General features: G+C 62.9%; 12 protein-coding genes. 3 read left to right on the plus strand and 9 right to left on the minus strand.

The window, feature by feature from the left end; translation table 11 throughout:
• Positions 1–87: 87 nt before the first annotated feature.
• The gene (locus tag IMX18_RS05470) at positions 88–1,014 is read left to right on the plus strand and encodes a class I SAM-dependent methyltransferase (RefSeq protein ID WP_043936224.1); all 927 of its coding nucleotides are present in this window, start codon (positions 88–90) and stop codon (positions 1,012–1,014) included.
• A 124-nt stretch (positions 1,015–1,138) separates the two neighbouring features.
• Here IMX18_RS05470 and IMX18_RS05475 read toward each other — a convergent pair whose 3' ends face one another.
• Together IMX18_RS05475 and IMX18_RS05480 are read right to left on the minus strand one after the other, a co-directional pair.
• Positions 1,139–2,140 (minus strand): sulfate ABC transporter substrate-binding protein, encoded by a 1,002-nt coding sequence (locus IMX18_RS05475; RefSeq protein WP_015271174.1) that lies wholly within the window; start codon positions 2,138–2,140, stop codon positions 1,139–1,141.
• A gap of 216 nt (positions 2,141–2,356) precedes the next feature.
• Positions 2,357–3,178 carry an ion transporter gene (locus tag IMX18_RS05480; RefSeq protein WP_054573077.1) on the minus strand — a complete coding sequence of 274 codons (822 nt, stop codon included), beginning with the start codon at positions 3,176–3,178 and terminating at the stop codon, positions 2,357–2,359.
• A 158-nt stretch (positions 3,179–3,336) separates the two neighbouring features.
• Between IMX18_RS05480 and IMX18_RS05485 the strand changes: the two genes are divergently transcribed.
• A complete protein-coding gene (locus tag IMX18_RS05485; RefSeq protein WP_015271172.1) occupies positions 3,337–4,158 on the plus strand; it encodes an RHS repeat-associated core domain-containing protein in 822 nt (273 codons plus the stop codon).
• Between the two features lie 15 nt (positions 4,159–4,173).
• On the opposite strand, the gene IMX18_RS05490 is transcribed toward IMX18_RS05485, so the two are convergent.
• The 6 genes from IMX18_RS05490 to gcl all read right to left on the minus strand — a co-directional run bounded on the left by IMX18_RS05490 (position 4,174) and on the right by gcl (position 11,908).
• Positions 4,174–5,049 (minus strand): urea transporter, encoded by an 876-nt coding sequence (locus IMX18_RS05490; RefSeq protein WP_217191036.1) that lies wholly within the window; start codon positions 5,047–5,049, stop codon positions 4,174–4,176.
• 212 nt (positions 5,050–5,261) lie between these two features.
• A complete protein-coding gene (gene pyk, locus IMX18_RS05495) occupies positions 5,262–6,677 on the minus strand; it encodes a pyruvate kinase (protein ID WP_013973542.1) in 1,416 nt (471 codons plus the stop codon).
• Positions 6,674–7,948 (minus strand): glycerate kinase type-2 family protein, encoded by a 1,275-nt coding sequence (locus tag IMX18_RS05500; RefSeq protein ID WP_015271169.1) that lies wholly within the window; start codon positions 7,946–7,948, stop codon positions 6,674–6,676. The genes pyk and IMX18_RS05500 overlap by 4 nt, the downstream gene beginning before the upstream one ends.
• 258 nt (positions 7,949–8,206) lie before the next feature.
• On the minus strand, positions 8,207–9,100 hold the full coding sequence (locus IMX18_RS05505) for a 2-hydroxy-3-oxopropionate reductase (protein ID WP_003259509.1): 894 nt from the start codon (positions 9,098–9,100) through the stop codon (positions 8,207–8,209).
• A gap of 181 nt (positions 9,101–9,281) precedes the next feature.
• Positions 9,282–10,064: a hydroxypyruvate isomerase gene (gene hyi, locus IMX18_RS05510; protein ID WP_003259508.1), complete on the minus strand. Its 783-nt coding sequence runs from the start codon at positions 10,062–10,064 to the stop codon at positions 9,282–9,284.
• A gap of 68 nt (positions 10,065–10,132) precedes the next feature.
• Complete coding sequence (gcl, locus tag IMX18_RS05515; protein WP_015271168.1) at positions 10,133–11,908, minus strand: glyoxylate carboligase; 1,776 nt, start codon at positions 11,906–11,908, stop codon at positions 10,133–10,135.
• 257 nt (positions 11,909–12,165) lie between these two features.
• Here gcl and IMX18_RS05520 point away from each other — a divergent pair, with 257 nt between their 5' ends.
• Positions 12,166–12,606, plus strand: coding sequence for a GlcG/HbpS family heme-binding protein (locus tag IMX18_RS05520; RefSeq protein WP_013973539.1), 441 nt, complete (start codon positions 12,166–12,168; stop codon positions 12,604–12,606).
• A gap of 139 nt (positions 12,607–12,745) precedes the next feature.
• Here IMX18_RS05520 and IMX18_RS05525 read toward each other — a convergent pair whose 3' ends face one another.
• On the minus strand, positions 12,746–13,357 hold the full coding sequence (locus IMX18_RS05525) for a TetR/AcrR family transcriptional regulator (RefSeq protein WP_015271167.1): 612 nt from the start codon (positions 13,355–13,357) through the stop codon (positions 12,746–12,748).
• Positions 13,358–13,368 lie beyond the last annotated feature (11 nt).

Here is a 13,368-nt window from a genome sequence, read left to right on the forward strand (position 1 = left end):
AGGACCTGTGGGAGCTGGCTTGCCGGCGATAGGGCGCGAAGCGCCCTCTGGAGGTAGAATGCCGCTTTTGCCAGCTTGCGACCCATGATGACTTCGCCGATCCAGACTCTGGAGCAACACCTGCTCGCCGCCCTCGACCCTGCCCCGCAGGAAACCCGCCGCCTGTTCCACGGCCGCGGCCGCTGCTGGGCGGGCCTGGAGCAGGTCACCGTGGACTGGCTGCAAGGCGTGCTGTCGGTCGCCCTGTTCCGTGAGCCGCCTGACGGCCAGCTAGCCGAACTGGAATCCATGCTGCTCACGCTCGCCGAGCGTCCACAGTGGACTGGTCAAGCCATCCTTCTCCAGCATCGCTACCTGCCCGACAGCCCGGGCCAGTGGCTGCTGGGCGAACCGTGCCAGCAGCGCGAGGTGGTCGAGGATGGGCTGGCCTACCTGCTGGACCTGGGCGTGCGGCAGAACAATGGCCTGTTCCTCGACATGCGCTATGGTCGGCGCTGGGTTCGCGAGCAGGCGGCGGGCAAGCGCGTGCTGAACCTGTTTGCCTACACCTGCGGTTTCTCGGTGGCGGCGATTGCCGGTGGCGCCCAGCAGGTGGTTAACCTGGACATGGCCAAGTCGGCGTTGTCCCGGGGCCGCGACAACCACCGCCTCAATGGCCACGATGCGTCGCGGGTGGCCTACCTGGGGCACGAGCTGTTCAAGTCGTGGGGCAAGGTGCGCAAGTACGGGCCTTACGACCTGATCATCATCGACCCACCGACCTTCCAGCGCGGCAGTTTTGTGCTGACCCAGGATTACGCGAAGATTCTGCGGCGCTTGCCGGAGTTGTTGAGCGAGGGCGGGACGGTGCTGGCATGCGTGAACGACCCGGGCATCGGGCCAGAGTTTCTGATCGAGGGGATGGCGGAGCAGGCGCCGTCGCTGGCATTTGTCGAGCGGCTGGAGAACCCGCCGGAGTTTCCTGACGTGGACCCGGCGGGGGGCTTGAAGGCCCTGGTATTCCGCCAGGTCTGATGTTGCCTGTACCGGCCCTATCGCCGGCAAGCCAGCTCCCACAGGTACTGCACAGGTCTTGAGTACTGTGGAGTCCCTGTGGGAGCTGGCTTGCCGGCGATAGGGCCGGACCTGCATGCATCAATTACTGATTGTTGGTGTAGATCTGGTCAAACACCCCACCATCATTGAAGTGGGTCTTCTGCACGGTGCGCCAGTCACCAAAGGTCTTCTCCACCGACAGGAAGTCCACTTTCGGGAAGCGGTCGGTGTACTTGGCCAGTACCGTCGCATCACGCGGGCGCAGGTAGTTCTGTGCGGCGATTTCCTGTGCGGCTGGCGACCACAGGTACTTCAGGTATTCCTCGGCCGCTGCCTGGGTGCCTTTCTTCGCCACCACCTTGTCGACCACGCTGACCGGCGGCTCGGCTTCGGCCGACACGCTCGGGTAGACCACTTCGAACTGGTCGCGGCCGAACTCGCGGGCGATCATCTCGGCTTCGTTCTCGAAGGTCACCAGCACGTCGCCGATCTGGTTGGTCATGAAGGTGGTGGTGGCGGCGCGGCCACCGGTGTCCAATACCGGCGCCTGCTTGAACAGCTTGCCGACAAAGTCCTTGGCCTTGTTTTCATCACCGCCTTGCTTGAGCACATAGCCCCAGGCCGACAGGTAGGTGTAGCGGCCGTTACCCGAGGTCTTGGGGTTGGGTACGATCACCTGTACGCCATCCTTGAGCAGGTCGGGCCAGTCTTTCAGCGCCTTGGGGTTACCCTTGCGCACGATGAACACAGTGGCCGAGGTGAACGGCGCGCTGTTGTTCGGCAGGCGGGTTACCCAGTTGTCCGGCACCAGCTTGCCGTTGTCGGCCAGGGCGTTGATGTCGGTGGCCATGTTCATGGTGATGACATCGGCCGGCAGGCCATCGATCACCGCTCGCGCCTGCTTGCTCGAGCCGCCGAAGGACATCTGCACGTTGACCTTCTCGTTGTGCTCGGCTTCCCAGTGCTTCTGGAAGGCCGGGTTGTAGTCCTTGTAGAAGTCGCGCATCACGTCGTAGGAAACGTTGAGCAGGGTGGGGGCAGCCTGGGCGAAATTGCCCAGGGCAAGGCCTGCGGCGAGCAGCGAGGCGGTGAAGAGTTTTTTCACGTTGCTTCCTTGTTATCGAGAAGGTGTTGGCAGTTTGCCTGCGACTATAGCGGGTGGGTTTGTGGGGGTTAAAGAACAAAAAACACTTTGGTTATGCTTCTGCCTGTGCCGGCCCTTTCGCGGGTAAACCCGCTCCTACAGAGACAGCGCAGGGTTCGGGCCTGTGGTGATCCTGTGCGGGCGGGCTTGCCGGCGACAGGGCCGGAACAGGCGGAATCATTGTTTGGGAAACAGCACATTCCCGCACCGCGAACAGAACGCCGCGCCATGCTCATGGCTTTTCTTGCTGCAAGTCGGGCAATCATGCTGCAGCTGCTCCCCGCGCATGGCATTGGCCAGCTCGGCGGTAAAGATCCCGGTCGGCACGGCAATGATCGAATAACCGGTAATCATCACCAGCGACGACAGCACCTGCCCCAGCGGGGTCTTCGGCACGATGTCGCCAAAGCCTACCGTGGTCAGGGTAACGATGGCCCAGTAGATACCCTTGGGAATGCTGGTAAAGCCATGCTCAGGCCCTTCGATCACATACATCAAGGTGCCGAACACCGTCACCAGGGTCGATACCGTCACCAGGAACACGATGATCTTCTGCTTGCTGCCGCGCAGCGCCTCCATCAGGTAATGGGCCTGCTTGAGGTACGGGCTGAGCTTGAGCACACGGAAGATCCGCAGCATCCGTATCACGCGGATGATCAGCAGGTACTGGGCGTCGCTGTAGTACAGCGCGATGATCCCCGGCACGATCGCCAGCAGATCGACCAGGCCATAAAAGCTGAATGCGTAGCGCAAAGGCTTGGGCGAGCAGTACAGGCGGGTGAGGTACTCGGCCAGGAAGATCGCGGTAAAGCCCCACTCGACACCCGCCAGCAGGCCGGCGTAGCCCTGGTGCACTTCGTCGATGCTGTCGAGGATGACGGTAACCAGGCTGGCCAGGATGATCAGCAGGAGGATCTTGTCGAAGCGCCGGCCGGCTACGGTGTCGGTCTGGAAGACCATTATGTAGAGGCGTTCACGCAGGGATTGTGGGGTGGACATGGGCTCGGGTTCCGCGGGTAAAAAATGCCAAGCCTAGAGGGTCTTGGTAAGTAACGGGAGTGGGGGCACATGGCAGACCTGATAGAACTGATAGTTTTCCTCAGTTACGCCAGTGGGCATCATTGGGCGCAAAATCGATCGAGTATGGAGCGAACACTATGTCCGATGTCCCGCTTTCGCTGCTGAGTCCGGGCAAGACAACTCTGCTGCAGGTTGATGAGGTTGGTAGTATCGTCGCCGAGCGAGGCTCGCGCCAAGGGGAATGGTCTTTTCTGCCCTACGGACAGCTTTCCTCGCAGCAGGCTGTCGGCGCACTGCGGTTCGTGGGGCAGTGGTTCGACCCAGTAGTACAGGGTTACTTCCTGGGCAACGGGCTCAGGTTGTATATCCCGGCCATCATGCGGTTCCTGAGCCCTGACAGCCTGAGCCCATTCGCTGCGGGCGGAGTCAATTGCTATGTGTACTGTTCTGGCGATCCCGTTAATTTTCGCGACCCTTCTGGCCGTGCCAGGACTGGCCTTACCAAGCTGTTGAAAGATTTAAAGCTGCCGAAGCGGCCGCTACGGGGCTATCTTAAACCGCTGGGTCGACCCGAGAATTTCGAGCAGAAACGTATCGTATTTCGAGCCACGAAGAATGCCGATTTCGAACAATTCGTGTTCAAAGGGGCGGCGAAGATCACCGGTGAAAAACTAGACGCCAATTATTCCGGCATGAACAGTTTCCTGGGCACCGAGCATTTTTATCGCTTCGGCGAGTTGTATATCCCGGAGCGGACTGTTCCCCCCGAAGCAGTCAAGGGGCTCAAGAGGGCTGGTTTTGAATTGATCCGGTTCGATCTTGACGGCTACTTGAGCACCTTTTACACAGGAGCATCGAGCGACGAATCCGAGGGCGAAGACAATCCCCATCCCCCTCGGAACAGCAACCTTTACGTCGCCGACCCGGTCGCAGCAGGGGCCGGGATCAGACGCTCGTAGCAGAATGAGTAAACTTCAGCTATGTAGCGTCAAGTCTTGATTCGATGAATGTTGTTTCAACCGAGCCAGTCCGACGCCAAGGATCCAGCAGGCGACGACGAAGGGCGCGGTCAGGCCGGGCACCGGTAGCAGCTTGAACAGCGGTTGCAGCAGCAGGGCCAGGGCGATGGCCAGCAGCGTCACCCACGGCTTCTCACCTTGCCTGCTGAACGCCAGTGCTGCCAGTGCAGCGTTGAAGCCATACAGGCCCAGCCAGGCGGCTTGCGCCTGGTCGGCGAACAGTGCCACGCCGCCGCCGATGGCCGAGCCGATCACCGCCCACATTGCGGTATAAGGGTTTGCGATGAATATGCCGATGACGATCAGCAGACCGGCCAGGGGCTGGTCGAGCAGGAAGATCTGGCCCACGCCGCGCGCCAACGCGTACAGCGGGTCGGCTTCGACGAAGCCGCTGGGCGAGGGGCTGGCGATCAGCAATACGGCCCAGCCCAGCAGCACGAAGGGTGCGGTGTAGGCGATCAGCAGCTTGCCGCCACGCTTGCGCCACTGGTGGGTGATGATGCTGGACAGGCCGCCAGCGGCGATGATCAGTGGCGGCAGGATGACCGACCAGGGCAGCACGGCGCTGATCAGGATGCCGATGAGCACGCCGTTGTAGCTGTACAGGCCTGCCTGGCGGTCGGCGCGGTCGTAGCCGCGAGCCTGGGCGGTGAGCAGGCCGGCCAGGGCGCCGAGCAGGGCGCCACCGACCAGGCCGGGGGCGGTCAGCAGGATGGCCAGCAGGCAGCACAGGCCGCACAGAGGGTTGCGCAGCAGCAGCACCTGGCTGAAGCCGTTGAGTAACGCCGTGGCCCAGTCAGGGCACGGGTTGACGAAATTTTTGGTGTACATCGGGGCAGTCAGTGAGGTTGATGGGGCGCGGTGGGCCTCTTTGGGCCTCGGGTTTTCCGCAGTTGTGGTGTTTCTGTGTACGAGGAGGGCTTTGCCCTCCATTCGCAGCACAAGGCTGCTCCTACAAAGGGACCGCGCAGCGGGAGGTTTTCGCGGTCCCTTTGTAGGAGCAGCCTTGTGCTGCGAATGGGGCGCAAGGCGCCCCCGAAATCTCAGATCAAGGTCTCGATCCGCAGCGTGTTAGTCGACCCTGGTTTGCCGAAAGGCACACCGGCGGTGATCAGTAGCGTGTCGCCACGGCTGGCCATGCCTTGTGCCTGGGCAATCTCCAGTGCGGTGGATACAACCTCGTCCACCTGGCGCAGGCGGTCGTTGACTACCGAGTGCACGCCCCACGCCACGCTCAGGCGACGCGCGGTGGCCAGGTTCGGGGTGAGGTTGAGGATCGGTGCCCGTGGCCGCTCGCGTGCCGCGCGCAGGGTCGAGGCGCCCGACTCGCTGTAGTTGACCAGCACCGCCACCGGCAGAATGCCGCTGATACGGCGGATGGCGCAGCTGATGGCGTCCGATACGGTGGCCTCGGCCTTCGGCCGGCCAACGTCGAGCTGGGCCTGGTAGTCCGGGCCGTTCTCCACCTGGCGGATGATCTTGCTCATCATCTGCACGGCTTCCAGCGGGTACTCACCCGAGGCAGTCTCGGCCGACAGCATCACCGCATCGGCACCTTCGGCCACGGCGTTGGCCACGTCGGTGACTTCGGCGCGGGTCGGCGCTGGCGAGAAGCGCATGGATTCGAGCATCTGGGTGGCCACCACCACCGGTTTGCCCAGTTGGCGGCAGGTGCCGATGATGCGTTTCTGGATTTGCGGCACGCTTTCGGCCGGCACTTCCACGCCCAGGTCGCCACGGGCCACCATGATCGCATCCGCAAGCTCCGCGATGGCTTGCAGCTGTTCGACTGCCGATGGCTTTTCGATCTTCGCCATCAGGTAGGCACGGTCACCGATCAGCTGGCGTGCTTCGGTGATGTCTTCGGGGCGCTGTACGAACGACAGGGCCACCCAGTCCACGCCCAGCTCCAGGCCGAAGGCCAGGTCGCGGCGGTCTTTCTCGGTGAGCGGGGAGAGGTCGAGCACCGCTTGCGGCACGTTGACACCCTTGCGATCGGACAGCTCTCCACCGGCCAGCACTTCGGTGTCGATGGCGTCGCTGTGCTTGGCGGTGACGCGCAGGCGCAGCTTGCCGTCGTCCAGCAGCAGGTCCATGCCCGGCTCGAGGGCGGCGATGATCTCGGGGTGCGGCAGGTTGACCCGGCGGCTGTCGCCCGGGGTGTTGTCCAGGTCCAGGCGCAGGGCCTGGCCGCGTTGCAGCTGCACCTTGCCGTCGGCAAAGCGGCCGACGCGCAGCTTCGGCCCTTGCAGGTCCATGAGGATACCCAGTGGGTAGTTCAGTTGCTGCTCGACTTCGCGGATCCACTGGTAGCGCAGGGCGTGGTCGGCATGCTCGCCGTGGCTGAAGTTGAGGCGGAAGATATTCACCCCGGCTTCTACCAGTTGGCGGATGTCGTCGATGCCTTTGATCGCAGGGCCGAGGGTGGCGAGGATCTTTACTTTTTTATCAGGCGTCATGATTGGGCAGTCTCGAGGATCAGGATGGCGCGGAAGTCGTTGACGTTGGTGCGGGTCGGCTCGGTGACGATCAGCGCATCCAGGGCGGCGAAATAGCCGTAGCCGTTGTTGTTGTCCAGCTCGTCGCTGGCCGACAGGCCCAAGGCTTCGGCGCGGGCGTAGCTGGCCGGGGTCATGAAGGCGCCGGCGTTTTCTTCCGAGCCATCGATACCGTCGGTGTCACCGGCCAGGGCGTACACGCCCGGCAGGCCTTTCAGGCTTTCGGTGAGGCTGAGCAGGAACTCGGCATTGCGCCCGCCACGGCCATTGCCGCGCACGGTCACGGTGGTTTCGCCGCCGGACAGGATCACGCAGGGCGCTTTCAGCGGCTGGCCGTGCTGGACGATCTGCCGGGCGATACCGGCGTGCACCTTGGCCACTTCGCGTGATTCGCCTTCCAGGTCGCCGAGGATCAGCGGGCTGAACCCGGCCTGGCGGGCTTTGACCGCGGCGGCTTCGAGCGACTGCTGGGGCTTGGCGATCAGCTGGAAGTGGCTGCGGGCCAGGGCCGGGTCGTCGGCCTTGACGGTTTCCGAGGCGGGGTTGTTGAGCCAGTCGATAACGGCCTTGGGCGCTTCGATGTTGTAGCGCTTGAGGATGGCCAGGGCATCGGCCGAGGTGCTCGGGTCGGCCACGGTAGGGCCGGAGGCGATCACCGTGGCGAGGTCGCCCGGGACATCGGAAATGGCATAGGTGTACACCGTGGCCGGCCAGCAGGCCTTGGCCAGGCGGCCGCCCTTGATCGCCGAGAGGTGCTTGCGCACGCAGTTCATCTCGCCGATGGTGGCGCCGGATTTCAGCAGTGCCTTGTTGATCTGCTGCTTGTCGGCCAGGGTCAGGCCTTCGGCGGGCAGGGCCAGCAGTGCTGAGCCACCGCCGGACAGCAGGAAGATGACGCGGTCGTCTTCACTGAGGTTGCTGACCAGTTCCAGCACGCGTTTTGCCACAGCCAGGCCGGCGGCATCGGGGACCGGGTGGGCGGCTTCGACCACCTCGATCTTCTGGCAGTTGGCACCGTGACCGTACCGTGTGACAACAAGCCCGGAGACTTCGCCCTGCCAGCACTTCTCGACCACTTCGGCCATGGCGGCTGCGGCCTTGCCGGCACCGATGACGATGACCCGGCCGCTGCGGTCGGCGGGCAGGTAGGGTTCGAGGACTTGACGAGGGTGGGCGGCGGCGATGGCTGTGTCGAACAGCTCGCGGAGAAGTTTTTGCGGATCGACCGACATGGCAGGCTCCCAATTATTGTTGTTCTGCAGAATCAAAAACGCCCCTGGAACTGCCTCCGTGCAGGCCGAACCAGGGGCGGGTGTTGCTCGGTGCCACCCTTGAAGCTGTGGTCGCAGGTTCAAAGGTGTTGGATCTGAGATTTTGGGGGCGCTTTGCGCCCCTTTCGCGACACAAGGCCGCTCCTACAGGGGACCGCGATCCGTTGTAGGAGCGGCCTTGCGTCGCGAAAGGGCTGCGCAGCAGCCCCCGGATCTAGATCATTTGTCGTCGCGGATCGAGAAGTTGGCCATGTGCTCCAGGCCTTTGATCAGCGCCGAGTGGTCCCAGTTGCCGCCGCCCAGGGCCTGGCAGGTGTTGAACACTTGCTGTGCATTGGAGGTGTTGGGCAGGTTGATGCCCAGTTCCTTGGCGCCTTGCAGGGCCAGGTTCAGGTCCTTCTGGTGCAGGTTGATGCGGAAACCTGGGTCGAAGGTGCCCTTGATCATGCGCTCGGCGTGCACTTCGAGGATCTTCGACGAGGCGAAGCCGCCCATCAGGGCTTCACGTACCTTGGCCGGGTCGGCACCATTCTTGGCGGCGAACAGCAGGGCTTCGGCAACGGCCTGGATGTTCAGGGCAACGATGATCTGGTTGGCCACCTTGGCGGTCTGGCCGTCGCCATTGCCACCGACGCGGGTGATGTTCTTGCCCATGGCTTCGAACAGCGGCAGGGTGCGCTCGAAGGCTTTCGGGCAGCCACCGACCATGATGCTCAGGGTCGCGGCCTTGGCACCGACTTCGCCGCCGGACACCGGGGCATCCAGGTAGGCAGCGCCGGTAGCCTTGATCTTCTCGGCGAAGGCTTTGGTAGCGGTAGGGGAGATCGAGCTCATGTCGATCACGACCTTGTTCGGGCCCACGCCTTCGGCCACGCCGTTGTCACCGAACAGGACGCTCTCGACCTGCGGGGTGTCGGGGACCATGACGATGATGAACTCGGCTTCCTGGGCAACTTCCTTCGGGTTGGCCAGGGCCACGGCACCGGCGGCGATCAGGTCGGCCGGGGCAGCGTCGTGGTGGGTGGAAATGAAGATGCTGTGACCTGCTTTCTGCAGGTTCTGAGCCATGGGCTTGCCCATGATGCCGGTGCCGATGAAACCGATTTTAGCCATGAGAGATTACCTCGTTGTATTTGTTGAATCTCGATGGAGCAGGCTGCACAGGCCCCCTTGTTGGACACAAAACTCTGTGGGAGCGGGTTTACCCGCGAAAGCGGCAGTGAAGCCGACATCGCATTCGCGGATGAACCCGCTCCCACAGGGTCAGGCATGTGTCATGGGACCCCGCTCAGCCTTAGATTGCGTTATGGGTCTTCAGCCAGCCCAGGCCCGCTTCGGTGGTGGTCAGCGGCTTGTACTCCGCGCCCACCCAGCCCTGGTAGCCGATGCGGTCCAGGTGCTCGAACAGGAAGCGATAGTTGATCTCGCCGGTGCCTGGCTCGTTGCGGCCGGGGTTGTCGGCCAGCTGGATGTGGTTGATCAGTTTCAGGTTGGCTTCCATGGTACGAGCCAGGTCACCTTCCATGATCTGCATGTGGTAGATGTCGTACTGCAGGAACAGGTTGTCGCTGCCAACCTCGGCCTGGATCTCCAGGGCCTGCTTGGTGGTGTTCAGGTAGAAGCCGGGGATGTCGCGGGTGTTGATCATTTCCATGACCAGGCGGATCCCGGCGGCTTTCAGCTTGTCGGCGGCGTAGCGCAGGTTTTCCACGAAGGTCTTGCGCACGGTGGCGCAGTCCGGGCCTTGTGGGCGAATGCCGGCCAGGGCGTTGACCTGGGTGTTGCCCAGCACCTTGGCGTATTCGATGGCCTTGTCGACACCGGCGCGGAATTCCTCGACGCGGTCAGGGTGGCAGGTGATACCGCGCTCACCCTTGGCCCAATCGCCCGCCGGCAGGTTGAACAGCACCTGGGTCAGGCCGTTGGCGTCCAGCTGCTGCTTGATCTCGGCAGCGCTGAAGTCGTACGGGAAGAGGTATTCGACGCCGCTGAAACCAGCATCGGCGGCAGCCTTGAAGCGGGCCAGGAAGTCCTGTTCGGTGAACAGCATGGACAGGTTGGCAGCGAAGCGAGGCATGTTGTGTCTCCTTGCGATGAAGGCCCCCGGCGCCCTCAGGTAGGGGCCGGCACGGGGGCGTCAGGCGATCAGTCCAGCAGCGAGATGGCGGTTGGCGCGTCGTTGCCGACCAGGGCCAGGTCTTCGAACTCGTTGACCGCGTTGATCTCGGTGCCCATGGAAATGTTGGTCACACGTTCGAGAATCACTTCGACCACCACCGGCACGCGGAACTCTTCGGCCATCTTCTGTGCCTTGAGCAGGGCAGGGGCGATCTCGGCCGGCTCGAATACACGGATGGCCTTGCAGCCCAGACCTTCGACCACGGCGACATGGTCGACACCGTAGGTGGCGGCGTCGGTCGAGTTGATGTTCTCGAACGCCAGTTGTACACAGTAATCCATGTCGAAGCCACGTTGCGCCTGACGGATCAGGCCCAGGTAGGCGTTGTTCACCAGTACGTGCACGTACGGCAGGTTGAACTGTGCGCCCACCGCCAGCTCTTCGATCATGAACTGGAAGTCGTAGTCACCCGACAGCGCGACCACCTTGCGCTTCGGATCGGCCTTGACCACACCGAGGGCGGCAGGGATGGTCCAGCCCAGCGGGCCGGCCTGGCCGCAGTTGATCCAGTGGCGTGGCTTGTACACGTGCAGGAACTGCGCACCGGCGATCTGCGACAGACCGATGGTGCTGACGTAGCAGGTGTCCTTGCCGAATACCTGGTTCATTTCTTCGTAGACGCGCTGCGGCTTGACCGGCACGTTGTCGAAGTGGGTCTTGCGCTGCAGGGTTGCCTTGCGCTCCTGGCAGTCTTCCAGCCAGGCCTTGCGGCACTTCAGCTTGCCAGCGGCTTTCCACTCGCGGGCCACTTCGAGGAATACGTCCAGTGCCTTGCCGGCGTCGGAAACGATACCCAGGTCCGGGGTGAACACGCGGCCGATCTGGGTCGGCTCGATGTCCACGTGCACGAACTTGCGGCCTTCGGTGTAGACGTCGACGGAACCAGTGTGGCGGTTGGCCCAGCGGTTACCGATACCGAACACCAGGTCGGATTTCAGCAGGGTGGCGTTGCCGTAGCGGTGCGAAGTCTGCAGGCCGACCATGCCGACCATCTGTGCGTGGTCGTCCGGGATGGTGCCCCAGCCCATCAGGGTCGGGATTACCGGTACACCGGTCAGTTCGGCAAACTCGACCAGCTTGTCGCTGGCGTCGGCGTTGATGATGCCGCCACCGGCTACCAGCAGCGGGCGCTCGGCGTCATTGAGCAGGGCCAGGGCTTTTTCGGCCTGTACGCGGGTGGCGGACGGCTTGTGCACTGGCAGCGGTTCGTAGGCGTCGATGTCGAATTCGATTTCGGCCATCTGCACGTCGAACGGCAGGTCGATCAGTACCGGGCCTGGGCGGCCGGTGCGCATTTCATAGAAGGCCTTCTGGAAGGCGTAAGGCACCTGGCCTGGCTCCAGAACGGTGGTGGCCCACTTGGTGACCGGCTTGACGATGTTGGTGATGTCGACAGCCTGGAAATCTTCCTTGTGCAGGCGGGCACGTGGGGCCTGGCCGGTGATGCAGAGGATCGGGATGGAGTCGGCGGAGGCACTGTACAGGCCGGTGACCATGTCGGTGCCGGCTGGGCCGGAGGTGCCGATGCACACGCCGATGTTGCCCGGGTTGGCACGGGTGTAACCCTCGGCCATGTGCGAGGCGCCTTCGACGTGACGAGCGAGGACGTGATCGATGCCACCGACTTTCTTCAGGGCCGAGTACAACGGGTTGATGGCAGCCCCCGGGATGCCGAACGCGGTATCTACACCTTCACGGCGCATGACCAGAACGGCTGCATCGATTGCTCTCATTTTGCTCATGGTTTGTGCCTCATCGATTTTGTAATTGTATACAACTTGCTTTGTGCCAGAGTGTATTCACGGCTGGCCGCTCAGGTCAACGGGTTTTCGTCGGACGAGGCCGCTTTCGTTCAAGCGCCCGTGAAAACGGGCGTTTGCAATCTCGCATACGATCGTTTCAATTTATTGTATACAAAAAAAGATTCAGTTGTGTTCTATTGGCTTATCGGTTTTTCACCTGCCCTCAGGGCTTCTCACAACAAGAAGAGGACCTTTCCATGAACGCTTTGAACCTGAAAGTCGCGGTCAGCCTGGTGAATGCCGCGCTGGCGGCGGGCCGCAAGATCAACGCCGCGCCACTGACCGTGGCGGTGCTGGATGCCGGCGGCCACTTGCTGGCGCTGCAGCGCGAGGATGGCGCCAGCCTGATCCGGCCGGAGGTGGCTACCGGCAAGGCCTGGGGGGCGATTGCCCTGGGCAAGGGGTCGCGCCTGCTGGCGCTGGACGCGCAGCAGCGGCCGGCATTTTTTGCCGCGCTGAACGGGTTGGGCGAGCGACCGGTGGTGCCGGCGCCGGGTGGTGTGCTGGTGCGTGATCAGGACGGCAAGGTGTTGGGTGCGGTAGGGATCAGCGGGGATACGTCGGATATCGACGAGCAGTGCGCGATCAGTGCGATCGAGGAGGTGGGGTTGAAGGCGGATGCCGGGGTAGCGGCGTAAGGCTGAAGATGGCTGGGGCCGCTTTGCGGCCCTTTCGCGACACAAGGCCGCTCCTACAAGGGATCGCAGGTAGTACGCGATCCCTTGTAGGAGCGGCCTTGTGTCGCGAAAGGGCTGCAAGGCAGCCCCACTGGCCCTGTCAGGCTAGCTCAGGCTCACACCCCTTGAGCACCATGCGGATGATGGTCTCCGCCGCCGCGTCATAGTCGCTGTCGGCCAGCTTGGCCTTGCCGGTCACGGCAGAGATCTGCCAGTCGAAATCGGCATAGGTCTGGGTCGCTGCCCAGATGCTGAACATCAGGTGATGCGCATCCACATGGGCGATTTGCCCGCGGTCGATCCAGCGCTGGATGCACTCGATGTTATGTCGCGCCTGCTCGTTCAGCTGCGCTACCTGGTTCGGCGACAGGTGCGGGGCACCGTGCATGATCTCGCTGGCGAACACCTTGGACGCATGCGGCAGGTCGCGCGAAATGCGGATCTTCGAGCGGATGTACGCACTCAGCACTTCCTTCGGGTCACCGTCGGCATTGAACGGGGTCGACGCCTGCATGATCGGCGCGATGATACTTTCCAGGACCTCGCGGTAGAGGTTGTCCTTGGATTTGAAGTAGTAATACACGTTCGGCTTGGGCAGGCCGGCCTTGGCCGCGATATCGCTGGTCTTGGTGGCGGCGAAGCCCTTGTCGGCGAATTCCTCGCTGGCCGCGCGCAGGATCAGTTCCTTGTTGCGCTCGCGAATGGTGCTCATGGTCAGGGATC

Source organism: Pseudomonas shirazica, from assembly GCF_015168335.1.
Classification (GTDB): Bacteria; Pseudomonadota; Gammaproteobacteria; order Pseudomonadales; family Pseudomonadaceae; genus Aquipseudomonas; species Aquipseudomonas asiatica.

Excerpts from the sequence above, each read along its gene's own strand:
- IMX18_RS05505 (WP_003259509.1), bottom strand. The coding sequence starts at position 9,100 with ATGGCTAAAATCGGTTTCATCGGCACCGGCATCATGGGCAAGCCCATG.
- hyi (WP_003259508.1), bottom strand. The coding sequence starts at position 10,064 with ATGCCTCGCTTCGCTGCCAACCTGTCCATGCTGTTCACCGAACAGGAC.
- IMX18_RS05485 (WP_015271172.1), top strand. The coding sequence starts at position 3,337 with ATGTCCGATGTCCCGCTTTCGCTGCTGAGTCCGGGCAAGACAACTCTG.
- gcl (WP_015271168.1), bottom strand. The coding sequence starts at position 11,908 with ATGAGCAAAATGAGAGCAATCGATGCAGCCGTTCTGGTCATGCGCCGT.
- IMX18_RS05490 (WP_217191036.1), bottom strand. The coding sequence starts at position 5,049 with ATGTACACCAAAAATTTCGTCAACCCGTGCCCTGACTGGGCCACGGCG.
- IMX18_RS05500 (WP_015271169.1), bottom strand. The coding sequence starts at position 7,948 with ATGTCGGTCGATCCGCAAAAACTTCTCCGCGAGCTGTTCGACACAGCC.
- IMX18_RS05470 (WP_043936224.1), top strand. The coding sequence starts at position 88 with ATGACTTCGCCGATCCAGACTCTGGAGCAACACCTGCTCGCCGCCCTC.
- pyk (WP_013973542.1), bottom strand. The coding sequence starts at position 6,677 with ATGACGCCTGATAAAAAAGTAAAGATCCTCGCCACCCTCGGCCCTGCG.
- IMX18_RS05525 (WP_015271167.1), bottom strand. The coding sequence starts at position 13,357 with ATGAGCACCATTCGCGAGCGCAACAAGGAACTGATCCTGCGCGCGGCC.
- IMX18_RS05480 (WP_054573077.1), bottom strand. The coding sequence starts at position 3,178 with ATGTCCACCCCACAATCCCTGCGTGAACGCCTCTACATAATGGTCTTC.
- IMX18_RS05520 (WP_013973539.1), top strand. The coding sequence starts at position 12,166 with ATGAACGCTTTGAACCTGAAAGTCGCGGTCAGCCTGGTGAATGCCGCG.